The sequence below is a fragment of the Microbulbifer sp. ABH2_005 genome, from assembly GCF_056160005.1.
This window is the reverse complement of sequence record NZ_JBSWWI010000001.1, coordinates 440924-465909: the sequence shown is the minus strand read 5'-3', so window position 1 is coordinate 465909 and position 24986 is coordinate 440924. Positions and strand designations below refer to the sequence as shown.

The following is a 24986-nucleotide window of genomic DNA, read 5'->3' as shown; positions in this document are numbered from 1 at the left end:
CTTGGGGGAAAGATGTCACTACTCAAGAAAACCTTTATCGCATCCATCGGCCTGTTTGCCAGCTTTAGCGCTACCGCCATGGATCAGAAAGATTTCAAGAAGGCTTTTCGGGCTCTGCCCACAGAAAATGTCTCTGAGCGGCTGACTGCCCTGCAAGACCTGCGTTATCGCTGGATTATGGAGAGCTTTCCCAGCCGGGCCACTTATGAGGGCTATCCAGGCCAAAATGATCGCTGGGTGGATAATTCAAGCAGGGCCATTCAACAGCGACAGGAGCAGACTCGTCAGCTATTAGGCGCAACCCGAAACCTAAACGTTGACGCACTGCCCGAGCAACAACGGCTCGACTATCAGCTGCTCTACCAGGATCTCCTCGGCGAGGTAAAGGGCTTTCAGTTTCCTGAACACCTGCAACCCATCACCCATATGAGCGGCATCCAGCGCTATGTGCCGAGCGTGCTTAACAGCATGCCGCGCAGTAAGGTTGCTGATTACGAAGAGATTCTGGCGCGCTTGTCAAAGCTTCCAACTTTGGTAACACAAACACAGGCCCTGATGCAGCAGGGGTTAAGTAATGGAGTTACCCCGCCGCAAATCACCCTGCGTGACTTACCGCGGCAGATCCGCGCGCTGACCCCCAAAAATCCCGAGCAAAGCCCTCTGCTCAGTGCTTTCGCAGAAATGCCCAAAGCGATCCCCCAAGCGAAACAAAAGAGCCTGCGCCAACGGGCCTTGGCCATCTACAACAGCCAGTTGCTACCGGCTTGGCGGGACATGGCGGAATTTATCGAGAGAGAATATATTCCCGGTGCACAGAAAGACATTGCCCTCAGCAGCCGCCCCGATGGCCTGCGCTGGTACGCCCATAAAGTGGAAGAGAATACCACCACCGACCTCAGCCCCGAGGAGATCCACCGCATTGGGCTTGCGGAAGTGAAGCGTATCCGCGGTGAAATGGACAGGATTATTCAGAAGACCGGCTTTAAGGGCGACTTCAAAGCGTTTACCGAATTTTTGCGTACCGACCCGCGCTTCTACCATACCAGCCGCGAGGATTTACTAAGAGACTACCGGGATATCGCCAAGCGTATCGACGGCGAGTTACCCGCGCTGTTTGGCACCCTGCCCAGATTGCCCTATGGAGTAAAACCCATTCCCAGCTTTTCAGAGCAATCACAGACCACGGCCTATTACCAGCCGGGCTCCAATGAAGCCGGGCGTGCGGGTATTTTCTATGCCAATACCTATAACCTGCCCAGCCGCCCCAAGTGGGAAATGGAGGCGCTGACGGTGCACGAGGCCATGCCTGGCCACCATTTGCAGATTGCCCTGGCCCAGGAGCAAGCCGATATCCATCCATTGCGGCGTATGGCACTTTACACCTCCTTTGTGGAAGGCTGGGGGCTTTATTCCGAGAGCCTCGGTTATGACCTGGGTTTGTACAAGGACCCCTATAGTGAATTCGGAGCGCTGACCTACGATATGTGGCGCGCAGTGCGTCTAGTTGTAGACACCGGCATGCATCAATTGGGCTGGAGCAGGGAGCAGGCGATTGATTACTTCATGGAAAATAGCGCCAAACCTCTGCACGACGTCACCGTGGAAATTGACCGCTACCTGGTCTGGCCCGGACAGGCCCTGGCTTACAAGCTGGGGCAGCTCAAAATTAAAGAGCTGCGAAAGGAGGCGGAGGAAACCTTGGATAGCAATTTCGATATTCGCAGTTTCCATGACGCACTGTTAGGTGCAGGTGCTCTGCCGCTCAATATTCTCGAAGCACGCATGGACAACTGGCTAGAGAGCCAAGCTTCCGTGTCTGTGCAAACCGATACCTTGCAGGTTGAGCAGCCCGCCACCAGCTAACGCTTTCTAGTGGTAGGAGATGCCTACCCACTTAATTACCCTCAGCTTTCACCTACCTTTTGCAATGGAACTTGAGCCCATTGCAAAAGGTATTTCCACAAGTGAACTATCGCTACGACCTCGCCATTATTGGGGGTGGCAATGCCGCTCTGTGTGCAGCGATAACTGCTGCCGAACTCGGGGCCAAAGTGGTTATTCTGGAAACTGCTCCCAAACCCTATCGAGGTGGAAATTCCCGCCATACCCGAGACGTTCGCTGTAAACACCACGGCCCACTCGGCCCACTGGAGGGAAGTTACGGAGAAGACGAATACTACGACGATCTTTTAAAAGTTACCGGAGGTAAAACCAATGAACAACTGGCACGTCTGGTAATTAACTCATCCGAAAATACATTTCCTTGGATGCAAAAGCACGGTGTCCATTTCCAACCGCCACTATCCGGCACATTATCTCTCACCCGCACCAATGCATTTTTTCTTGGCGGCGGTAAGTCTCTAGTTAATGCCTATTATCGCACCGCAGAAACATTGGGGGTTGATGTGCTATATCGAGCACACGTGAAACACTTGCAGCTGAAGGGCAATCTTATTGCTCATGTCGACTATGTTTACGAGGGCCTGCATTACCGAATCGAACCCACATCAGTTGTTGTCGCCTCCGGTGGGTTTGAAGCCAATCTGGAATGGCTAGAAAAAGCCTGGGGACCAGCCGCCAAGAATTTCCTGATACGCGGAACACCTTATAATCGAGGCGTGGTCTTGGAAGATTTACTCGAGCAAGGCGTAGAGTCGATCGGAGATCCCACCCAATGCCATGCGGTGGCAATTGACGGGAGAGCACCGAAGTTTGATGGCGGCATAGTAACTCGCCTCGATTGCATCCCCTTCTCAATAGTCGTCAATAAAGAGGCTCAACGCTTCTATGATGAGGGGGAGGATATTTGGCCCAAACGCTATGCCATCTGGGGTCGCCTCGTCGCGCAACAGCCAGACCAAGTGGCTTTTGCAATTCTCGATTCAAAATCATTAAAACTGTCCATGCCTTCAGCATTCCCACCTACAGAAGCAAATAGTTTGGAAGAGCTCGCAGAAAAAACCAGCTTGCCCTCTAAAAAATTAATCAACACAGTAACTACGTTCAATAGCGCCTGTGGCAGTAGTGAATCTTTTTATCCAACCGAACTGGATGGAGTCTCCACTACGGGCCTGACACCAGAGAAAACCAACTGGGCTCGCCCCATTAACAAGCCACCGTTTTACTGCTACGCCTTGCGCACCGGGGTTACTTTCACCTATCTGGGGCTCAGAGTTGATGAAAATGCCCAGTGCAGTACCGCTGCCGGGCCAGTAAAAAATCTATGGGCCGCAGGTGAAGTCATGGCCGGATCAATCCTAAGCCAGGGTTACCTGGCCGGACTGGGTATGATGATAGGCACTGTTTTTGGAAGGATCGCCGGTAGGGAAGCCGCCAACTATGCAAGTCAATAATTTGGAAGAGGCACGTCGACAAATAAAAATTTGCAATGCCTGTCGCTACTGTGAGGGTTACTGTGCCGTTTTTCCCTCACTACAGTTACACCGATCATTTTCTGATGGGACTATTATCCAGTTGGCCAACCTCTGCCACAATTGCCGGGGCTGCTACTACGCATGCCAATTTATTGACCCCCATGAGTTCAATATAAATATTCCCCAGGTTATGGCAGAAGTGCGGCAGAAAAGCTGGGAGACTTTCGCATGGCCCAGAGGCATTGCTCAAATATTTCAAAAGAGCGGTAGCCTGATCGCCCTGGCAACTCTCATAGGTTTTACCCTTATCTTCTTGCTCACTAGTACTTTGAAACCCAGCGGTGGCGAGGGTTTCTATGCAGTAATTTCACACGCCACTATGACCAGTATTTTCTTACCTGCTTTTCTCTATCCGCTGTTTAGCTTAGGAATCAGTTTGCGTCGCTATTGGAGGGAAATCAGTGGAGAAAGTATCACCTGGATTCACCTTATAAGTGCAATAAATTCTGCTGGGAAGCTAAACAATCTATCTGGGGGGCACGGGGATGGCTGTAATTTTGAGGATGAAGACCGCTTTAGTAACCAGCGACGATATGCACATCAGGCCGTCTTTTATGGCTTTTTGCTTTGCTTCGCCGCCACATGCTCGGGCACAATCATGTATTATTTTCTGAATATTCAGGGCCCATATCCGATCCTTTCTGTTCCCAAATTGCTCGGCCTACCTGGTGGCTTACTGATACTGCTTGGGTGCACCAAGCTTATCCGACTAAAGCTCAAGGCCGACCCCAAACTGGGGGCGGCTCAGATCTGGAGTGGGGAAATGGGGTTTATCGGTTTACTAATGTTTATCGCTCTCAGCGGCATACTTTTATTTTTCTTGGGCGGTACCGCTGCACTTTCCCTATTATTAGATTTACATCTGGGTGCCGTTCTCGCTTTTTTCTTGCTTACCCCGTACACTAAAATGGCTCACGGCTTTTATCGCTTTGCCGCTTTGATTCGAGACGCTCAAATGAAAACGGCAGATTAAATAGTTACTTTGGCATCACCAATCGAGAGTCACGCCAAGATATATTGACCGAGGCTCCCCAGGGAAATATCGAATACCACTAAAACTGCTGTAATCTGCGCGCTCAGCATAAGCTTTATCAGTGACATTCAATATTCGTACAAAAAATCCATATTGCTCCCACTGCCAAGCCAGATGGAGATTCAGTAAATCATGTCCAGGGTATCGATGAGCATTTTGAGGATCAGTGAAATAGCTGCCCTGATGTAACCATTCCAGTTCCGCCGACACTGGAGAACTCGGAGACCAGTGCAGACGATAGCTACCGAACGTTTTTGGTGCTGAATCTACAAAATTTCCATCCAGTTCTACCCCCTCTAACTCCCTTTGATCGTCATAGCGATGTTCAGCATAACTGGTACTGGCCTCAAAACGCAGACTTTCAGATAAGTCATAATTAACTGCTAATTCCAATCCCCAGTGCCGGGTCTTCCCATTGGACTGATTAAAGTAATCAGCATCGCGAAAAATTACATTTTCCTTTTCCATTGCATAGGCCACCCACTCAAATGACAGGGGGTCACCCAGCTTCCTCAGCCCTATTTCAAAGCTATTGAGCTCTTCAGAGTCCAGTTCTGCAACCGTTTGCTCCCTCTGTAAGCGATATAATTCCGTCGTCTGGGGCACCCGATACCCCTGAGCAATTTGGGTAAATAATTGAAACTCACTATCTAATTGTAATAGTGCGCCCAGCTTGGGGGAGATATTGTTAAATCTATCTTTTCGGTCACTCGGTCGACTAAACCGGCAACCGCCGAAGTCACAAGCCAAGCCATTTTCATCGGTACGCCCGGAGAGCATGTTATTGTCGTAATTAAAATGTGCTGACTCAAACCTCACTCCGCCAGTAATTTCCAATTTATCACTGAGCCGCCAGTTTACTGATGCGTAAGGAGCAATATTCCAAACCGTCACTTCGTAATCATAGTGCTTACCCACAGGAATCGTCGCCTGAAGAAATTCAGATCCCTCGGTAACTTTCTCTTGCGCCTCCAAGAGATATCCCTCACTTAATTCCGCATCAATACCCGAAACCAGATTCAGCTTTTTGTCCAACTCCAGATAATAACTACTTCTAATTCCAATGCTTTCCTGACCATTTTCTTCCAAAGGCTGGCCCGGTAAATAATGTTGCAGAAAACGCATTTTGGTTTTTCGAAAATACGGCGCCAATTGTATTTGGCTATCACGGTTGATAGGTATATCGATCAGGGAATACATCCTGATGGCATAGGCATCCCGAAATGACTCTGGATTGGGGTTTGTAAGGCTCAAACGAGGATCTCGATAAGCGCCCTTTCCCTCAACGTAACCCGCAGTTTCCTGGTTCAGGTTTGTAGCTACCAAACGGGTTCGAACTCTGCTATCTCCGATATGGCTAACATACTGAACACTGGCTTTTTGCTGGTCCACACCGGAGTGGTCTCTATAGCCACCATCGGTCATTAGATACAAATCTGTACTTATCCCAGCACCTTCAGCATTAAGACGATGATTCGCTGACACGCCCAATCGGTAATAATCGTGAGGTCCCGTATCAACATTGAGTAATCCCCCCTCATCCTCGACAGGGTCACGACTAATAATATTGATCAATCCATGCAACGCATTTGAGCCATAGAGCGTACCAGCAGGTCCTCTTATGACTTCGATATGACGTGCTGCCTCACTATAAGATTCAAATAACTCATTGATATTGCAAAAGCCATTTGCTCTCAGTGGAATTCCATCCTCTGCTGTCAGAATTCCCCCACAAGCTCCCGCACCCGTCAGCACTGGAGAGCGCAAGGCGGGCAGATATTCCTGCCCATTTCCTCTGGCCAGATTTGCTCCGGGCACACTCGCCAAACTTTGTTGAATATGGGCGTTACCAGCTTTCTTCAGCACATCATTGGCGACAATAGAAATACTCTCTACCCGGTCTGTAATGCCCTGATCATATCTACCTGCTGTAACGACCAGAGTCTCTATCTGCATCTCACTGCCATACGAAAAATCAGAAGAAAAAAATAACCAGGCAGATACAAAAAACAGTGAGACTCCTTTTATTCCATGGACCACACTCAACATCCCCAAACTCCCTATAATTGATTTTTATTTTTATCGCAGAATACTTCCCTTAAAATCTGATTATATCGGAAATAGCTGTTACTAAAGAACAATACGATCTACCGCTCAGCCCACCCCAAGCTTCATAAAACGCGTTTCCTCCATTCTCAGCTATATCTTTTCTATTGACCACCTAATGTGTGCAGCAACAAGCAAGCGTCCCAGGCGGCGCTAGAGTTTAAAACCCAAAGCTATTTTTAAAGGAATATCATGGCCTGGTTCTACTTAATACTCGCTGGACTATGCGAAATTGGTTGGGTGCTGGGACTGAAAATTTCACAGGGAAGTAATACCCGCCTTCTGGGTGTGGCTATGGCTGTGGTATTTATTGGGGTCAGTGGATTTCTTCTGTGGCTGGCGCAGCGGGAGATACCTATTGGTACTTCCTATGCTGTCTGGACTGGAATTGGTGCCGCCGGAGCCTTTGCGGTAGGGGTGCTGTTCTTTGGAGACTCCACCAGCCTTGGGCGCTATCTGGGAGTTTTGCTCATTATCTTAGGCGTTATCACGTTAAAACTCTCTCATTAATTGAGAAGCACCCGGGAAAATTCCCGGGTGCCAGTTCTATTAATCCTCTGAATATTTGTGTTTACGCGCCTGGTTTTGTACAGATCGATACATCTGGGATAGCGCTCTCTCCCCTGCCCGCTTCTGAGCCAGAGTTTGACCGTTACGGCTTAGTTCCTGTTGCAGTTTTTGCCAATTGCGCAAGCGCCGATCATCCAGCGAACCGCCCGTTATTGCCTCTTGTACCGCACAGCCTGGCTCTGACTGGTGCTGGCAGTCAGAGAAGCGACACTCTCTGGACAAGGCTTCAATATCAGAAAAAGTCTCCGCCACGCCATCTTCAACATGCACCAACCCCAGCTCCCGCATTCCAGGGCTATCGAGTAACAGCGCTCCCCAACTCAGGGAATGAAGAGAGCGCTTCCGTGTAGTGTGGCGCCCTTTGCTGTCGGCTTCACGAATGGTCCCAGTCTCAGCCAGGGATTCGCCAGACAGCGCATTTAGCAAAGTGGATTTACCCACTCCAGAAGAACCTAACAGCGCGATAGTTTCCCCAGGTAAGCACCACTGGCGCAGCTGTGCCACGCTTTCTCGATCCAGGCTATTTACCAGTGCAGCGGGTAATTCGCCGAATGGACGCAATGCCTGAAGAAAAGGGGCTGTATCTTCACACAGATCGGTCTTAGTCAGTATCAGGTGTGGGCTGCAACCAGACTCCCGAGCCAGAGCCAAATAGCGCTCAATACGTGAGAGGTTAAAGTCATCATTCAGGGACGAAACAATAAAAACACTATCGACATTGGCGGCGATCATCTGCACCTGATGCCCCCCAGGTGCCATGCGCTCAAACTGGCTGCTGCGGCTCAACAAACGCACGAAGTATCCACTGCTCTTCTCTAACAACAGCCAATCCCCCACCGCGGGCAAATTAGCCACAAGACCCCCGGTTAGGGGAAGGGACAAAGCCCCCTGCTCGCCGGCCAATTCCAGGCGACTGCGGTGTACAGCCATAACCCGCAGCGGCAAACACTGTTCGAGTTCTTCGAGCGTCAGCTGCTGTTGGAAAAAAGACTTCCAACCGAGTTTTTGTAGCGGAGAAGCTTCCCGCTCAATTTTGATAGGTAGGGATTTAGTGCCGAATCTATTAACAGACCGGCGGGTAAAGTGAGATTTACTCAAGATTGAAACCCTCTGGGCGCAACAAAGCACCAAGCGACCGCAGATACGCGGCCAACAGAGCTTTCTCAGGGAAAGCCCGACGTCTAGGAATCTATCGCCGGGCGTGGGCAGCTGGAGGCTGCTACTGGACCCGACGGAGGGTTGCAACAATCATCAATCATCCTCCGCAGTTATTGAGTTCTGGACTCCGCCATAGTACCTGGCCGGGTTGTTGGCAAATTAGCACTACCCAGGGATAGGAGCAAGGATAATCCCGGAAAGCCTCTTAGTAATTGCCCCGCCACAAAAAGCAAAGCCGGCAAAAGCCGGCCTTCGAATCCGATTACAGCGAGTGCATCACCTTTCTCGACCCACAGTAACCTGATCAATAGAGTATAGAACCGACTTTTCTTCTCGCCACTTCTTCTACTCGCGAATCATCTTCTCTAGCGCGCATTGCCACAAGATGACGAATTTATAAAGCTTTTATGACACCCCCAACCACCTCCCCCAGACCTCCACCTCCTCGGGGTGGGAGGCCGTCAATGCGTGACTGCGATTCAATACCAACTGAGAGAACCGCAACAAGTACAAAAAAAATGGGAAGCGCTATGCCAACAACAAAATTTACAGGGCCCGGCACAAGAGCCGGGCTGATTCTGGGGGCAGTCTTCTGCTCCATCCAAGTACCGGTTTGGGCATCTGACACACCAGATCCCACAGAGGTCAATATTCCCGGCAACCTACAAAGCCAACTGGGCTGCGATGGCGACTGGCAACCAGGTTGTGTCGCCACCCTGCTCCGCTATGACAGCGAAGATGACAAATGGCAGGGCAACTTTTGGATACCCGGCGGCAACTGGGAGTACAAAGCCGCTCTCAACAACAGCTGGGATGAAAATTATGGCTGGGGCGGCCAGAGGGACGGCGGTAATATTTCCCTTAGCCAGGATGAGGCTCGCGAAGTTAAATTTATCTACGACCACGAGAGTCACTGGATCACCGACAACCACAATAGCGTGGTCGCCACTGTAGCCGGCAACTTCCAATCCCTGCTCGGGTGCCCGGGAGACTGGCAACCCGGTTGCCTGCACAGCTGGATGCAGGATGCCGATGGAGATGGCACCTACACCTTTATCACCTCAGCACTGCCTGCCGGTTCCTATGAATTCAAGGTAGCCTTGCACGAAGGCTGGGAGGAGAGCTACGGCAACAATGGAGCTAACGTCAGCTTTACCGTGGCTGCCGATTACGACGAAATCTACTTTGCTTTTGACTCGAATAGTAAAGAAGTCTCCGTCAGCAGTGATGGCTTCGCCAAGGGTGACCTGAGCAGCGATAAAGCGCACTGGGTGGATACCAGCAGCTTTGCCTGGGATATCCAGGTGCCGGAAGGTACCAAGGTTAAATTGCACTACAGCAACAGCGCCGAGCTAAAACTGGAGGACGGTGATATCCGTTCCGATGGCACCATCGATCTCACCCCTCTCGCCACCTTGCCCGACAGCGCCCAACAAAAATTCCCGCACCTGGCCAGTTTCAGTGCCTGGCAATTGCCAGGGCAGGCCTCCATCAGTGATCTGGTCACCCAGCAACTCGCACTCGCCGCTTACGATGCGGAGGGCACGTTACTGGATGCAACGGGTGTGCAGATGGCAGGCGCGCTCGATGATCGCTTCTACTACGACGGTGAACTCGGTGCCCGTGTCGGCGAGGAGAATATCCAGCTCGATCTTTGGGCTCCCACCGCACGGGCAGTAAAGCTGCACCTGTTTACAGACTCCAGCAGCGATAGCGCCGATCACGTGGTATCCATGCTGCGCGATGAATCTACCGGGGTTTGGAGTGCCGATATCGATAAGCAGTGGGACCGCAGCTTTTACCTCTACGAGGTCGAGGTGTATTCCTACTTCAGCCGCCAGATTGAAACCAACCTGGTCACCGACCCCTACTCCCTAAGTCTCTCCATCAATAGCGGCAAAAGCCAGATCGTCAACCTGGATGATCGGGATCTGAAGCCGCGCGGTTGGGACCGCCTGCGTAAGCCCAAGTTAACCCAGCCGGAAGATATCAGTGTCTACGAGCTGCACGTACGCGATTTCAGTATTGCGGATCAAACTGTCCCCGAAGCAGAGCGCGGCACCTTCAAGGCTTTCACCCGCAAGCACAGCGACGGCATGCGCCACCTCAATAAACTGGCCCGCGCCGGCCTCACCCATATCCACCTGCTGCCGGCCTTTGACTTTGCCACCGTCAATGAAGATCGCACGCAGCAGCAGCAAACCCCGGACCTCTCAGACTACGCATCGGACAGCAGCGAGCAGCAGGCCCAGGTAGATGCTATTCGCGATACCGATGGCTTTAACTGGGGCTACGATCCATTGCACTACACCGTCCCCGAAGGCAGCTATAGCAGCGCTCCCGATGGACCTGCGCGCATTCGCGAATTCCGTCAAATGGTGCAAGGGCTATCCCACTCCGGCCTGCGACTGGTGATGGATGTGGTTTACAACCACACCAGCTCCTACGGCCAATACGACAACTCCGTACTCGATAAAATCGTCCCCGGCTATTACCACCGCCGCAATCTGGAGGGCGGTGTGGAAATGAGTAGCTGCTGCGCAAATACCGCCAGTGAGCACGCCATGATGGAAAAGCTGATGATCGATTCCCTGGTCACCTGGGCCCGGTCCTACAAGATAGACAGCTTCCGTTTCGATCTGATGGGACACCACAGCCTCGACAATATCCTCAAGGCGCAAGCGGCATTGCAATCACTGACCCCGGCAGCCGATGGTGTCGATGGCAGCGCTATCTATCTGTACGGCGAGGGCTGGAATTTTGGCGAGGTGGCTGACGATGCTCGCTTTGTACAGGCCCGCCAGGGCAATATGGCCGGCAGCGGTATCGGCACCTTTAACGATCGCCTGCGCGATTCCGTGCGTGGCGGCAACCCCTTCGGAGGCTTTGAGGAGCAGGGCTTTGGTACCGGTCTGTTCACCGACAGTAACGGTAAGTTTGAGGGAGAAGATGAGCGTGCCACACTGCTAACCCTGGCAGATAAAGTCCGCGTTTCCCTCGCCGGCAACCTGGCAGATTATCCTTTTGAAGATGCCAACGGCAATATCATTACCGGCAGCGAGCTAGTCTATAACGGCCAGCCCACCGGCTATACCGCCGACCCGCAGGAATCCATTAATTATATTGCCGCCCACGACAACGAGACGCTGTTCGACGGAGTACAGATCAAAGCCAGTGACAGCGCCGACTTGGCTGAACGAGTGCGTATCCAGGCATTCAGTAATTCCCTGGTTCTGTTCGCCCAGGGAGTGCCGTTTATCCACGCAGGCCAGGATTTCCTGCGCTCAAAGTCGATGGATCGGGACAGTTACAACTCCGGTGACTGGTTTAATGCACTGGACTTCAGCCACGCCACCGATAATTGGGGTGCGGGTTTACCTATCGCAGATAAAAACGAAGATAACTGGTCCCTGATGCAACCTTTACTGGCAAACCCGGAATTGGCTCCCGAGCGCCGGCACCGCTTGTGGAGCTCCGCTCTATTCCGCGAGCAGCTGGCGATTCGCAACAGCTCCCCCCTGTTCCGCTTGCCTGATGCCGAGTCCGTAGAGGCACACCTCAATTTCCTCAACACCGGACCCGACCAGATTCCTGGTCTGATTGTGATGGAGTTATCCGATTCCAGTGGCAGCATCGATCGCCGCTTTGAGCGTATTGTGGTGCTGTTTAATGGCGATAAAGAATCGGTGGAGTTCACCAGTGAAAAACTCATTGGTAAGTACTTGTTCAAGCATCCACGTCAACGCCGCTCGGTAGACTCACGCCTGCGCGGAGTGAAGTTTGATAGAGACACAGGCACCTTTACTCTGCCCGGCCGTACTACCGCCGTATTTGTGCAGCCACGCCGCAGACATTAATTCTATGCAGATTAAAAAAGGCCGGATTTTCCGGTCTTTTTTTGGATTTTTTAGAAACTTATTTCCGGCTCTCACCAAGTAATAAACCCACAATTGTCATATTCCGCGGATTGATTTAGCGTGTGCCTAAATAATAAATAGGTGTACAAATCATGAAGCGTTTCCTTCTCTGCGGTATCGCAGCGACTCTTTTCTCTTCCTCAGCACTGGCAGAAACCATTATCCACGCAGGCACACTGCTCGCTGTTCCCGGTAAAAAGCCTTTAAAAGAGCAAAGCGTAATAATCGAGGATGGCAGAATTACTTCCATCCGCCCTGGTTATGTGAATAGAGATGATGCCGAAGTCATTGATCTTAAGGACAGCTTCGTAATGCCGGGCTTAATGGATATGCACGTTCACCTGCAAACTGAGTTGGGCCCCAAAAACGATTCCGAAGCCTTAAAGATGTCCATGCCATTGACCCAAATGCGCTCGCAAATGTTTGGCATGCGTATTCTGAAATCTGGTTTTACCACTGTACGCGATGCGGGTAATAGCGGCGAAGAAATGTATGCGATGCGCGATGCGATCAATAGTGGCTGGGTAGATGGCCCACGCATTATCGCAGCCGGCGGAGTGGGCATTACCGGAGGGCATGCCGATATCAGTGGAGTCAGCCCCGAGTTAATGGCACTGCATGACGACAAAACCAGAACGGTATGCGACGGTCCCTACGATTGCCGCCGCGCGACCCGCCATGCGATCAAATACGGCGCTGATTTTATCAAGATTACCTCTACCGGCGGCGTACTTACCGATCGCGCTACAGGTACCGGCCAGCAGATGGAAATCGATGAGCTAAAAGAGGTGGTCCTGGCAGCCCAGCGTATGGGGCGCAAGGTGGCCAGTCATGCGCACCAGGAAGAAGGCATTATCGCCGCACTGGAGGCTGGTGTAGACAGTATTGAGCACGGCACCTACGCAGGTCCCCGCTCCCATAAGCTATTTAAAGAAACCGGCGCTTACCTGGTTCCGACTCTTCTCGCCGGCGATACCGTGGTACAGTTGGCAAAAAATACCGATGTTTTATCTGAGGCTCAGAAGGAAAAAGCCATACGTGTTGGCACAGATATGCGCGGCAATTTCCGTAAAGCGGTCGATGCCGGAGTAAAAATTGCCTTCGGTACCGACTCAGGTGTATCCAAGCACGGCATCAATGCACGCGAGGCTGTCCTGATGAGTGAAGCCGGTATGGACAATATGGCCATCCTGCAGTCCGCTACCGTTAACGCCGCAGACCTGATCGATATGAGCGATTCACTGGGCACCATTGAGTCCGGTAAGTACGCCGATATTATCGCCACCAATGGCTCGCCACTGGATAATATTGAGGAACTCCTGGACGTGGACTTTGTGATGAAAGGTGGCAAGGTCTTTAAAGATTAGAAGCCCAATATTTTAGGAGCCTCTGAATTATTCAAAGCCGAACTCCAAATACTCGAGCTCGGCTTTAATTAATTTCGACAAAAAAAGGCCTGGATTATCCGGCCTTTTTTTGTGGGGGTGTCTGAAGGAGGTTAAAAGTTATTTTTCTTCTTTCCCTTCCTCATCCTCATTTTCAATCAAATGGCCAAGCTTGCCTTTCTTGGTGGACAAATACTTGGCATTGTGAGGATTGCGCCCGGACTGGTGCGGCAGGCGCTCAGTCACATTAATACCCAAGTCCTCCAACGCTTTTACTTTGCGCGGGTTATTGGTCATCAAGCGAATGGCGTGGATGCCCAGGTGGTCGATCATCGCTTTGAGAATCGAGTAGTCACGCATGTCTGCGCCAAAACCAAGCTGCTCGTTAGCCTCTACCGTATCCGCGCCGCAATCCTGCAAGTGATAGGCACGGATCTTGTTTAGCAGGCCGATACCACGGCCCTCCTGACGCAGATAGAAAATCGCGCCGCGCCCCTCCATGGCAATGCGGTGCATGGCATGTTGCAGCTGGGCACCACAATCACAACGCAGGGAAAACAGGGCATCACCAGTCAGGCATTCCGAGTGAATACGGGCCAACAGGGGCTCGTTGGTATCGAAGTCCCCCATGGTGAGCACGACATGCTCCTTGCCAGTTTCCACTTCCTCGAAACCATGCATCTCAAACATGCCCCAAGAGGTTGGCAATTTTGAGGATTCCACATAACGAATGGTCAACTTAATACCTCTTCACGTCAGTTGCGGGCGCGCAGTATCAGCACACCCCTCTGCTGTTCCATATCTAACCGGCCGAGAAAACTATTTCCCAGAAGCACCACTTGGGGAAAGTTATCAGGATGCACGGTAGCTTCTACATTGTGCAATTTAATGCCACCGATAGTGACACTGCTGAGATTGATCAAATAAGCACTGGTGATACCACTGGCGGTCGACACCGGTATGCGTTTGGCGCCATTGAGATTTAAGCGCAGACGCTGGGCGGTGGGGTAATTGATTGCCAGGGTGGTCGCCCCGGTATCCACCATCACCGGTACCCGCATCCCATTGATCCAGGCATCGGTATTGAAATGACCGCGGCTATCTCCCATCAAGCGCACCTCGGCGCGTTCGGCCTGGGCATAGCTGGCGGCGATGGGCGCATCCAGGGTGAGTTTCTGCTCTCGTCCATTCACACGGATGTGGGCGTAGCTGGTGGTGGCTTCTATCAGGCCAACTCCTTCCGGTGATTGTTGACCCGCCTTGAGAATACGCTGACGGCCATCGATTTCCAGCATGGCGCTATCGCCAAACAGACCCTTCAGTTGTACCTGTTGGGCACAGACTGTGCTGGAAACCAGTAACCCCAGCAGAAGCCAAAATGCCTTGTGCATTGATAATCCCTATCCGCTAAGCCCCAACAAAAAACACGGTTATCTGTAATATCAAAGCCGCATAAACCGCAGCCAGTATATCGTCGAGCATAATTCCGACGCCACCTTGTACACGCCGGTCCGCCCAACCGATGGGCGGCGGCTTGGCAATGTCGAACAGGCGAAAGAGAACAAAACCGTAAAGTGCCCAAATCCAGCCGGCCGGGGCCATAAACATTGTGAGCCAGTAGCCCACCATCTCATCCCAAACAATGCCACCGTGGTCGTGCACACCAAGTTTCTTTGCCGCGGCCCCGCACAGGTAACATCCCACCAAGCCCGTCACTACAAGGATTCCCAAATACCAGGCCGCGGAGAGATCCTTCATCAGCCACCAAAAGGGTATGGCTACCAGGGTGCCGAAAGTGCCCGGCGCCTTGGGTGCCAGCCCCGAGCCAAAGCCAAAAGCCAAAAGCATAGTGGGATCGCGCAAAAGCTCGGAAAAACTGGGGTTATGTATTCTCATAGTCTTATTTCCAAAGCCGCTACCGGCACTTCCCGGTTAATGCCACCTAAAAATGCTTATAACCTGTCGCAGGTGGCGACCAGGGGCTGCCATTATGCCAGCAACGCACCTCGGCCTCGCCCTCTGCAAGGGTGCCGATAGCAGTTACGTTCAGGTCCAGTTGTTCCAGGTCCGCAACCCGCTGCTGCGGAACGGTAAAACAGAGTTGGTAGTCATCGCCACCGCCTGTAGCCAGAGTTGTTGCTTTCTCTGCGGCAAGAGTCCGCGCCAAGGGAGAAACGGCTAATCGCTCCAGATGAATATCAGCGCTGACACCGCTGGACTCACAAATATGTCCCAGGTCAGCGAGCAGACCATCGGAAATATCCAGAGCCGCACTGGCCAACTCGGCAATCGCCGCAGCCACAGGGAATTGGGGTTCGGGATAATAAAAGGCGCGTTCACACTGCAGCTGCACATCGGCATTTACCCGATGTTCTCCCAGCACCACCGGCAGAGCGGCGGCAGCTGCACCTAGAGGACCGCTGACATAAACGTGATCACCGGGGCCGGCACGGTCTCGGCGCAGTGGCGATTCCGTGTGTCCGATCACCTGAATGGTGATCGACAAAGGGCCCGCAGTGGTATCGCCCCCGACCAGAGAAACACCAAACTGTGCCGCGGTCTGCAGCAGGCCATCGGCAAATTTGCGCAACCAAACTGCATCACTGTCAGGCAGGGTCAGGGCCAGGGTAAACCAGAGTGGGCGCGCATTCATTGCCGCCAGGTCACTGAGATTAACCCTGAGTGCACGCGCGGCAATAGCAGCGGGGTCCGCATCAGCCGGAAAGTGGCGGCCTGCCACCAGGGTATCCATAGAGGTGGCCAACTGCCCCGAGGCGGGTGCCTGCAATAGAGCGCAGTCATCACCTATACCCAGAGCAACCCCTTCACCCACAGGAGCACTGGCGAAAAAATCGCGGATAATTTCAAATTCGCCCGGCGCGGTTCCCATCAGCGTGACTTCAGGACTTCTTGTCTGCGGCCACTTCCGCAGTGCGCAGGTCTGCAGCAGTCTTATCCAGGATGCCGTTGATGAACTTGAAGGCGTCGGTGGGGCCGAATTTTTTCGCCAGTGCTACTGCTTCGTTAATCACTACTTTGTAGGGCACATCGATGCGGTTTTTCAGTTCATAAGTGGCCATGCGCAGCAGGGCGCGGGACACCGGGTCCAGATCTTCCACTTTGCGATCCAGATGGGAGGAGTAAGCACCTTCCACTTCGTCGAGGTTTTTGGCTACCCCGTGGAAGATATCGCGGAAATATTCCACGTCGGCTTTGCTCATATCGTTGTCGGTATGGAACTCGGCTTCAATCGCATTGAGGCTGGCGCCGGCCATTTGCCATTGGTAGAGCGCCTGCATGGCGTAGTGGCGCGCCTTGCGGCGGGCAGATGCAGTTACGGTCATTGTCTTTTCCGGTAGATACTTCTCAGAATGGGCAGCGCCGACGCAACTGGCCGGCGCTGTGGCAATTAGATTTTGCCGAGTAGGGAAACCATTTCCAGGGCGGTTTCGGCGGCTTCACAACCTTTGTTGCCAGCCTTGGTGCCGGAGCGCTCGATAGCTTGCTCAATGGAGTCCACAGTCAACACACCAAAGGTCACCGGAATACCGGTATTCAGGGATACCTGAGCCAGACCTTTGGTGCACTCACCAGCGACATATTCGAAGTGCGGAGTGCCGCCACGAATCACCGCGCCCAGTGCAATAATCGCATCAAATTTTTTGGTTTCCGCCAGCTTTTGCGCGGCCAGCGGGAATTCGAAGGCACCGGGGGCGTAATAGATGGTGATATCCTCATCCTTGATGCCCTTGCGGCGCAAGGTATCGAGGGCGCCATCTTTGAGGCTCTCAACCACAAAGCTGTTCCAACGGCTCACCAGCAGCGCGTACTTACCTGTACTGCCGACAAAATCCCCTTCAATCACTTGAATGTTGCTCATAATGTCCAATCCGTATTTCTTTCCATACCCGTGCCATTTCAAATGCACCGGGAAACATTCTGTTATTACTCTTCGACGTTCAAGTACTCTTCCACTTCCAGTTCAAAACCAGAAATAGCGCTGAACTTAAACGGCGCACTCATCAGGCGCATCTTGCGCACCTTGAGATCACGCAGTATCTGCGAACCGGTACCCACCTGCTTGTACACTAAGTCCTGGCTGGGGCGCTGCTGCTTGCCGCTGATCAGCCAATCGATACTCTCCTCGATTTCCTCGGTGGTCTCGTTATGGCAGATCAATACCACCACACCTTTGCCCTCTTTCTCGATGCGCTGCATGGCGCGGCGGAAAGTCCAGGGGACAAATTTTTCATCACCGCGCTGAATCGTGAGCACATCTCGCAGGGTGTTGCCCACATGTACGCGCACCAGGGTTGGCTCCTCTGGCGTAGGCTCGCCTTTGATAAAGGCGAAGTGGCGCTCGCGGCGGGCCTTGTCGAGATAGGTGCGCAGTTTAAACTCGCCAAACTCGGTACGCACTTTGCGTTCGTTGACGCACTCCACGGTTTTCTCGTTGAGCGCGCGGTAAGTAATCAAGTCGGCAATGGTGCCGATCTTCAGGTTGTGCTCTTTCGCGAACTTTTCCAGATCCGGGCGGCGTGCCATGGTGCCATCGTCATTCATGATTTCAACGATTACCGCGGCCGCCTCGAAACCCGCCAAGCGGGAAAGATCACAGCCGGCCTCAGTATGGCCGGCACGGCTCAGTACGCCACCGGGCTGGGCCATAATCGGGAAAATATGTCCGGGCTGAACGATATCGCTGGGTTTGGCATTTCTATTTACGGCGGCGCGCACGGTACGCGCACGGTCCGCAGCGGAAATACCGGTGGTCACCCCTTCGGCAGCTTCGATAGAGACGGTGAAGTTGGTGCTGAACTGGGCACCGTTATCCCGCGACATCAGCGGCAGGTCCAGCTGCTCACAGCGCTCCTTGGACATGGGCATACAAATCAGGCCGCGGGCATGGGTAGCCATAAAGTTAATATCTTCGGCGCGCACCTGCTCCGCTGCCATCACCAGGTCACCCTCGTTTTCGCGATCCTCATCGTCCATCAGGATCACCATTTTGCCCTGGCGGATATCGTCGATCAGTTCTTCAACCGTATTTAATTCCATTGCTAACTCTGGATAAATTAATCAATTGCAAATTGAGCGGCTTTCCCTGCAGTTACACTCACCCGCCCTCACTGGCGCGGCATGCCGGGATAAAGCCAGCTAGCGCTTGTAAAACCCGTTCTGGGCGAGAAATTCGAGTGTCATACCACCGTCGTTGGATTTGGCCGCCTCCTCGCCAAGAAGCAGGCGCTCCAGGTAGCGTGCGATCAAGTCCACCTCAAGATTGACCCGGGTGCCAGCCGCGTAGCCCTGCATAATCGTTTCCTGCAAGGTATGCGGCACAATGGTGAGTTCAAACTCAGCGCCGTCCACCGCGTTCACGGTAAGACTGGTACCGTCGACAGTAATCGAGCCCTTGTGGGCAATATAACGAGCCAGATTATCCGGTGCGCGTAGGCGAAAACGCTCGGCACGGGCCTCAGATTTACGCCACACCACCTCGCCGATACCGTCCACATGGCCGCTGACAATATGGCCGCCAAGGCGGGTTTGTGGGGTCAATGCCTTCTCCAGGTTGACCCTATCCCCGCGCTTCCAGCTGCTGACACTGGTGACATCCAGCGTCTCCGCGGAAACATCCGCCCAGTAGCCATCACCGGGCAGCTCCACTACGGTCAGACAGACGCCGTTGGTGGCGATACTATCACCAAGCTGCACATCGGCGAGGTCCAGTTTGCCGCTCCTGACGCGCACGCGCAGATCCCCACCGCGCGGCTGCAGATCGGCAATCTCGCCGACCGCCTCAATAATTCCAGTAAACATCAGCGCTCGATATCCGTGGTTGCGGTGATGCGCCAGTCGTGGCCGACCGCGCGCATATCGGTAATCGTGATCGGCAGCACCGAGCCCATACGCTCGATGGGCAATTCAAACAGCGGCCGCGCCGTGCTGCCGAGCAGCTTGGGCGCCAGATAGACAATCAATTCGTCTACGTGCCCCCGGTAGAGAAACTCACCGGAAAGGATCGCACCGCTTTCTATCAGTACTTCATTGCATTCGCGTCGGGCCAACTCTTTGAGCAGGGCAAGCAGGTCTACCCGACCGTCCTTGTCCTGAGGTAAAACGACAACTTCGGCACCGGCGTTTTCCAGTCGCTGACGACGCTCTGGATCGGCGCGCTCAGTAGTGCACACCAGTGTGGGGGCGTCCCCCTGCAAAATAAAGGCCTTTGCCGGCGTGCGCAGCTGGCTGTCGACAATAACGCGCAGGGGCTGAACTTCTGCAGCCTGTTCCGCTTCGAGCAGCTCCAGCGCCATCTCATCGGCGCGCACATTGAGATTCGGGTTGTCGAATCGCACAGTCTCTACGCCAGTTACCACTGCACAGCTACGCGCACGCAGGCGCTGCACATCGGCGCGCGCAGCCGGGCCCGAAACCCATTTGGATTCACCGCTGGCCATGGCGGTGCGACCATCTAAACTCATCGCAGATTTGCTGCGCACCAGGGGTAACCCCAAGGTCATACGCTTGATAAAACCCGGGTTGAGCGCACGGCAGCGCTCTTCCAGCACTGGCCCCTCTACCTCAATGCCCGCATCGCGCAGTTTCTGCAAACCGCTTCCGGCAACCCTGGGATTCGGGTCTTCCATACCGTAAACCACGCGGGCGACACCGGCCTGTACCAGTGCCTCGGCACAGGGACCTGTGCGGCCACTGTGGCTACAAGGTTCAAGGGTCACATAGACGATGGCGCCGCGGGCCCGCTCGCCCGCATCGCGCAGGGCTTCTATTTCAGCGTGGGGTTCGCCAGCACGCTTATGCCAGCCCTCGGCAATTACTTTGCCATTATCATCGGTGATCACACAGCCGACCCGGGGATTCGGCATAGTGGTATAGAGACCGCGCTCCGCCAGCTGAATAGCGCGGCCCATCAGTGCCTGGGCACTCTCTACAGCCATTTGACTCATTGCGTTTGGTTTTCCTTACTGGTCAGGCGCTCAATTTCTTCACTGAAGTCGCTGACATCTTCAAAGCGTCGATACACCGAGGCAAAGCGTACATAAGCGACCTCATCCAGCTCGCGCAACTGCTCCATGACCAGCTCACCGATGGCCCTTGCGGGCAGCTCGCGCTCACCCGTTGCGCGCAGCGCATGCTTGATTTGGGAGACTGCGGATTCCACCCGCTCGATACTGACCGGGCGCTTCTCTACCGCGCGCTGGATGCCCGCGCGCAATTTGTCTTCATTGAAGGGCTCGCGCTGGCCATTTTGTTTGATCACCCTGGGCAACAGCAGCTCTGCGCTTTCAAAGGTGGTGAAACGTTCATGGCATTCGAGGCACTCGCGCCGGCGGCGCACCTGATCGCCCTCCGCCACCAGGCGGGAATCGACTACTTTGGTTTCTTCTGCGCTGCAGAAAGGACAGTGCATGTGGGATCGTCCCCAGGGAATGGAAAATGGGCCGCAGTTTATCACAGCCGTTGCCCCCTGTGACTGCACCACGCACCGCTGCGGTGCAGCACACTGTGATACAGCCATAAAAAAAGCGGCTCACCGAGCCGCTTTTTCTAGCAAAGCTAAATTAGGCTTTCTTGTACACAGGAAACTGTGCACAGATCTCCAGAACTTTTTGCTTCACATCGGCAATGGTGGCTTCAACATCGCCGCCTTCCAGTGCGTCCAGGATATCGCAGATCCAATGGGTCAGCTGCTGGGTTTCCTTCACGCCGAAACCGCGCGTGGTAATCGCCGGAGTACCGACACGCAGACCACTGGTGATGAAGGGAGAACGCGGGTCATTAGGCACCGCATTTTTATTCACCGTGATATTGGCATTGCCCAGGGCCTCATCGGCATCTTTACCGGTGTATTCCTTACCGATCAGGTCCACTAGCATCAGGTGATCATCGGTGCCGCCAGAAACGATATTGATACCGCGGTCGAGGAAAGTCTCCGCCATAGCGCGGGCATTCTCTACCACCTTCTTCTGGTAAGCCTTGTACTCAGGGCTCATGGCTTCTTTAAAGGAAACCGCCTTGGCCGCGATAACATGCATCAGCGGGCCGCCCTGACCACCGGGGAATACCGCGGAGTTCAGTTTCTTCTCGATCTCTTCGTTGGCGCGGGCCAGGATAATGCCACCGCGCGGTCCGCGCAGGGTCTTGTGAGTGGTGGAAGTCACCACATCTGCGTGGGAAATCGGCGATGGGTATTCACCAGCGGCAACCAAACCGGCTACGTGGGCCATATCCACAAACAGGTAGGCTCCCACTTTGTCGGCGATTTCGCGGAAACGTGCCCAATCCATGACACGGCTGTAGGCGGAGAAGCCGGCTACGATCATCTTGGGTTTGTGCTCCAGAGCCAGACGCTCCACCTCCTCGTAATCCACCTCGCCGGTTTCCGGATTCAGACCGTACTGCACCGCGTTGTAGATTTTGCCGGAGAAGTTGACACGGGCGCCGTGGGTCAGGTGGCCGCCGTGGGCCAGGCTCATACCCAGCACGGTGTCGCCGGGGGCGCACAGGGCCTGATATACCGCCGAGTTGGCCTGGGAGCCAGAGTGCGGTTGTACATTGGCGTAATCTGCACCAAACAGCGCCTTAGCGCGCTCAATCGCCAGGGTTTCCACTTTATCCACATACTCACAGCCACCGTAGTAGCGTTTGCCCGGATAACCTTCTGCGTACTTATTCGTGAGGCTGCTGCCCTGGGCTTCCATGACTTGTGGGCTGGTGTAGTTCTCGGAGGCGATCAGCTCAATGTGGTCTTCCTGGCGAGAATCCTCTTCGCGGATAGCTTCCCAGATTTCGGGATCGTAAGAAGCGAGCGTGACAGATGAATCAAACATGGTGTTCCCTCGGTAATGCGGGCTGAGTAGAGACTGGTGTAACTCGGTACCACTGTGCTCAGGCCTTGCAACTTGGCCTCAGGTGCCAACAGGCCCCACTGACTACTCAAAGAATCCTGAGCATTTTAGAAAGGCGCGCATTGTACACCAAGGTCACAGGGATTGCGCAAAAACGAAAACGCGGCCAAATGGCCGCGTTTTCACTGTTGGTTAGCTTAGAAGCGAACAACCAAGGAGCCTGACCAATAATCCACATCAGACTCGATAAAGGTATACTCTGTCTCGAATAGAACACTCTCGGTCAGCTTGAACCCGGCACCAATACCTGCCGAGGCACCACTATCTGAATATTCACCAAAACCGTCGACATCCAGCTCTTCATGGAGATAACCGAGCCGTCCCTTGAGGTAAATATCCCCCTCAGAACGGTAAGTCGCGTAAATCGCCTGGGTCGCAAAAGAGTAGTCCACTTCACTCCAGTAGTAATCGTACTCTCCTTCAACCAAGGAGTCAGTGAATTCGGCTTCCAGACCCCAACCCGAATTCCAGCCATAGCCAACACGAACCCCTGCATTGAGTGGGCTATCTCCGTCCGCATCGGTATTCATTACACCAAAAACTGCACCTACATAGGCGCCCTCTGCCTGAGCTGCTGCAGAACATACCAAAGCCACGGCGGCAACTAACGCGTTAAAACGAAAACGCATATCCATCCCCATATTTGTTGAGATATAAAAATCGGGCGGATTATAGGTGCCAAAACAAAGTATGCAAGTACACACTTACCTTAGAGAGCTTTATATTTAGAGATTAACTCAAAGTATGACCACCGAAATGACTCCAGAGGAGTCGGGTATTTTGCCCTAGCAGCCAACTTCAGAAGCGATAGTTAAAAGACCCTGACCAAAGGCCCACGTCCTTTTCGAGCTGGGTGTATTCCAACTCCATCCGGCTATTGGCTGTTAAGGCAAGACCGATACCCGCGCCAATAGCCACACCAAAGTCATCACTGCTGTTACTGCCAACAGTCACATGCTCGTAGAGGAGACCCAGGCGTCCCTTAAAATAGAAATAGCCTTGGGAGCTATAAGTCCGGTAGCCAGCCAGGGTATGCAGATCGACATCCACCTCTTTTCCCTGAACCTCGGTTTCCCCACCATATAAGGAGCCGTTATATTCGGCCTCGAGCCCCCAGCCGGAGTAAAGCGGATAACCGATGCGCAGACCAACACCTAGGGGGTTATCGATATTGTTAAATATCGAAATCCATCACCCCAAGCCCCCTTCCCCAATAGAACCCCTGGACAAATGTGCCGGAGAATAGAGCTAGAGTCAGGGTACCTAAGAAATTTGTTATTTTTTTCATAATTTTTCCAATTTGCCAAAGACAGAAATCACCTTGCGCCGAGTAATTTTTCTCTGTAAGCCTTTCACCGACTGACAACGCCTAAAAAGCTACTGGATCGAAATGGCTGCCTGGAAACCCGATAAAATGGAGCTGAGAAGTAGGCAAAGAAAATATCATCAGAGAGGCGAGAACAAGCGGCCATGATTCTCCCCAGGTTGGAATTAGGCACAATTCCCTAGTGGTCAAGCTTAAAGTAGCCGAAAAAAGTAGCCGAAAAAACTACCTCAAATTTAGGGTATGGCATATAAACTCTGTCCGGTATAGATAAATACTGTCACGACGGCTTTATTCACATAACAAGACTAAGGTTCGCTCAAAACCAGCTCTAAATTGCATATCACGCCATTTTTGTCCTCCATCCTCAGACTTTCACATAGCTGATCGGGCAATTTGCTTGACACTGACAATAAAACCGTAAAATTCCTTGTTTACCGCGCCAAAAATTTTCAGCTCTACCACTATCTATTTGGTACTTGATCCACATCAATTCCCTTCTCGAGTCTGCTGGCAACAATAAGTCTCGAAACTGATCGCGGAGGTCTGGGATGAATAACATCTATCGACAGCTCTGTTTAGACCATAAAAACATGCAGCAAATGCTCAATGCTTTTGAGCGCTTGCTACAGGACCTTTTTGGGAGTAATGAGCGGGATCCTAATACCCTCTCACTAATTCTGGACGCACTGGATTATTTTTCTGTTTACCCAGACAAGTACCATCACCCGGTGGAAGACCTGATACTTGCTCGGCTACTGACCAAACCTGTGCACAATCGAAATGCGATTTATGAAGCACAGATGCAGCACGAGCAAATTGCGGCAACTACCAAGCACATGTGCGCGCTTTTCTATGCCGTAGCCAACGATGCCATGGTAGAGAGAAGAGTTTTACAAGGAGCCAGCCATACCTATTTGCAGTTGCAACGCAAACATATAGAGTTGGAAAATTCGGCAATATTTCCCCAAATAGAGCAGTACCTGGAAGTAGAAGACTGGAAACAAATACACAAGCAGGTGAAACAGCTGAAAGATCCATTCTTCGATCAAAAAACCAGAAACGTTTACGAATCTTTACGTGAGTATCTAACGCAGCCAGAGTCACCCATACAGGCCTTTGCTTAGGATTG

The 24986-nt window shown here is 52.8% G+C and carries 22 protein-coding genes; 7 read left to right on the top strand and 15 right to left on the bottom strand.

The features are described 5' to 3' along the window. Nucleotides 1–12 precede the first annotated feature (12 nt). The 3 genes from ACXAFI_RS02015 (at nucleotide 13) to tcuB (ending at nucleotide 4407) form a co-directional block, all read left to right on the top strand. Complete coding sequence (locus tag ACXAFI_RS02015) at nucleotides 13–1863, top strand: DUF885 domain-containing protein (RefSeq protein ID WP_475107479.1); 1851 nt, start codon at nucleotides 13–15, stop codon at nucleotides 1861–1863. A gap of 80 nt (nucleotides 1864–1943) precedes the next feature. Continuing rightward, nucleotides 1944–3353, top strand: a complete 1410-nt coding sequence (gene tcuA / locus ACXAFI_RS02010) for an FAD-dependent tricarballylate dehydrogenase TcuA (RefSeq protein WP_475107478.1) — start codon at nucleotides 1944–1946, stop codon at nucleotides 3351–3353. Further along, the gene (gene tcuB / locus ACXAFI_RS02005) at nucleotides 3340–4407 is read left to right on the top strand and encodes a tricarballylate utilization 4Fe-4S protein TcuB (protein WP_475107477.1); all 1068 of its coding nucleotides are present in this window, start codon (nucleotides 3340–3342) and stop codon (nucleotides 4405–4407) included. Before tcuA ends, tcuB begins: the two co-directional genes overlap by 14 nt. Nucleotides 4408–4422: 15 nt before the next feature. Here the strand turns inward: tcuB and ACXAFI_RS02000 are convergent, their stop codons facing one another. Beyond that, nucleotides 4423–6516, bottom strand: a complete 2094-nt coding sequence (locus tag ACXAFI_RS02000; RefSeq protein ID WP_475107476.1) for a TonB-dependent receptor — start codon at nucleotides 6514–6516, stop codon at nucleotides 4423–4425. 249 nt (nucleotides 6517–6765) lie between these two features. Between ACXAFI_RS02000 and ACXAFI_RS01995 the strand changes: the two genes are divergently transcribed. After that, on the top strand, nucleotides 6766–7083 hold the full coding sequence (locus tag ACXAFI_RS01995; protein ID WP_475107475.1) for a DMT family transporter: 318 nt from the start codon (nucleotides 6766–6768) through the stop codon (nucleotides 7081–7083). Nucleotides 7084–7122: 39 nt separating this feature from the next. On the opposite strand, the gene rsgA is transcribed toward ACXAFI_RS01995, so the two are convergent. Next, the gene (rsgA, locus tag ACXAFI_RS01990) at nucleotides 7123–8241 is read right to left on the bottom strand and encodes a ribosome small subunit-dependent GTPase A (RefSeq protein WP_475107474.1); all 1119 of its coding nucleotides are present in this window, start codon (nucleotides 8239–8241) and stop codon (nucleotides 7123–7125) included. 590 nt (nucleotides 8242–8831) lie between these two features. On the opposite strand from rsgA, the gene pulA reads away from it, so the two are divergent. Continuing rightward, nucleotides 8832–12158 (top strand): pullulanase-type alpha-1,6-glucosidase, encoded by a 3327-nt coding sequence (gene pulA, locus ACXAFI_RS01985; RefSeq protein WP_475107473.1) that lies wholly within the window; start codon nucleotides 8832–8834, stop codon nucleotides 12156–12158. 152 nt (nucleotides 12159–12310) lie between these two features. Then, entirely contained in the window at nucleotides 12311–13585 is a 1275-nt protein-coding gene (locus ACXAFI_RS01980; RefSeq protein ID WP_475107472.1) for a metal-dependent hydrolase family protein, read from the top strand. Nucleotides 13586–13723: 138 nt separating this feature from the next. On the opposite strand, the gene ribA is transcribed toward ACXAFI_RS01980, so the two are convergent. From ribA to ACXAFI_RS01915, 13 genes are all read right to left on the bottom strand, one after another. After that, complete coding sequence (gene ribA / locus ACXAFI_RS01975; RefSeq protein ID WP_252083347.1) at nucleotides 13724–14341, bottom strand: GTP cyclohydrolase II; 618 nt, start codon at nucleotides 14339–14341, stop codon at nucleotides 13724–13726. A 17-nt stretch (nucleotides 14342–14358) separates the two neighbouring features. Next, nucleotides 14359–14994: a retropepsin-like aspartic protease family protein gene (locus tag ACXAFI_RS01970; protein ID WP_475107471.1), complete on the bottom strand. Its 636-nt coding sequence runs from the start codon at nucleotides 14992–14994 to the stop codon at nucleotides 14359–14361. Between the two features lie 16 nt (nucleotides 14995–15010). After that, nucleotides 15011–15499, bottom strand: coding sequence for a phosphatidylglycerophosphatase A family protein (locus ACXAFI_RS01965; RefSeq protein ID WP_444920072.1), 489 nt, complete (start codon nucleotides 15497–15499; stop codon nucleotides 15011–15013). A 46-nt stretch (nucleotides 15500–15545) separates the two neighbouring features. Further along, complete coding sequence (gene thiL / locus ACXAFI_RS01960; protein WP_475107470.1) at nucleotides 15546–16493, bottom strand: thiamine-phosphate kinase; 948 nt, start codon at nucleotides 16491–16493, stop codon at nucleotides 15546–15548. Between the two features lie 10 nt (nucleotides 16494–16503). Continuing rightward, nucleotides 16504–16947 (bottom strand): transcription antitermination factor NusB, encoded by a 444-nt coding sequence (gene nusB / locus ACXAFI_RS01955; RefSeq protein WP_444882793.1) that lies wholly within the window; start codon nucleotides 16945–16947, stop codon nucleotides 16504–16506. 65 nt (nucleotides 16948–17012) lie between these two features. Next, nucleotides 17013–17483 (bottom strand): 6,7-dimethyl-8-ribityllumazine synthase, encoded by a 471-nt coding sequence (gene ribH, locus ACXAFI_RS01950; protein ID WP_152454910.1) that lies wholly within the window; start codon nucleotides 17481–17483, stop codon nucleotides 17013–17015. A 65-nt stretch (nucleotides 17484–17548) separates the two neighbouring features. Then, nucleotides 17549–18661 (bottom strand): bifunctional 3,4-dihydroxy-2-butanone-4-phosphate synthase/GTP cyclohydrolase II, encoded by a 1113-nt coding sequence (gene ribBA / locus ACXAFI_RS01945; RefSeq protein ID WP_252083351.1) that lies wholly within the window; start codon nucleotides 18659–18661, stop codon nucleotides 17549–17551. Nucleotides 18662–18760: 99 nt separating this feature from the next. Beyond that, entirely contained in the window at nucleotides 18761–19423 is a 663-nt protein-coding gene (locus ACXAFI_RS01940; protein ID WP_475106323.1) for a riboflavin synthase, read from the bottom strand. Beyond that, nucleotides 19423–20568, bottom strand: coding sequence for a bifunctional diaminohydroxyphosphoribosylaminopyrimidine deaminase/5-amino-6-(5-phosphoribosylamino)uracil reductase RibD (ribD, locus tag ACXAFI_RS01935; protein WP_475106324.1), 1146 nt, complete (start codon nucleotides 20566–20568; stop codon nucleotides 19423–19425). The genes ACXAFI_RS01940 and ribD overlap by 1 nt, the downstream gene beginning before the upstream one ends. Further along, a complete protein-coding gene (gene nrdR, locus ACXAFI_RS01930) occupies nucleotides 20565–21032 on the bottom strand; it encodes a transcriptional regulator NrdR (RefSeq protein WP_252083353.1) in 468 nt (155 codons plus the stop codon). Before nrdR ends, ribD begins: the two co-directional genes overlap by 4 nt. Before the next feature lie 151 nt (nucleotides 21033–21183). Beyond that, nucleotides 21184–22452 (bottom strand): serine hydroxymethyltransferase, encoded by a 1269-nt coding sequence (gene glyA / locus ACXAFI_RS01925; RefSeq protein WP_444920078.1) that lies wholly within the window; start codon nucleotides 22450–22452, stop codon nucleotides 21184–21186. A gap of 215 nt (nucleotides 22453–22667) precedes the next feature. Beyond that, complete coding sequence (locus ACXAFI_RS01920; protein WP_475107469.1) at nucleotides 22668–23159, bottom strand: outer membrane beta-barrel protein; 492 nt, start codon at nucleotides 23157–23159, stop codon at nucleotides 22668–22670. Between the two features lie 169 nt (nucleotides 23160–23328). Further along, a complete protein-coding gene (locus ACXAFI_RS01915) occupies nucleotides 23329–23700 on the bottom strand; it encodes an outer membrane protein (RefSeq protein ID WP_475109789.1) in 372 nt (123 codons plus the stop codon). 705 nt (nucleotides 23701–24405) lie between these two features. On the opposite strand from ACXAFI_RS01915, the gene ACXAFI_RS01910 reads away from it, so the two are divergent. Beyond that, complete coding sequence (locus ACXAFI_RS01910; protein WP_475107468.1) at nucleotides 24406–24981, top strand: hemerythrin domain-containing protein; 576 nt, start codon at nucleotides 24406–24408, stop codon at nucleotides 24979–24981. Nucleotides 24982–24986: the final 5 nt, after the last annotated feature.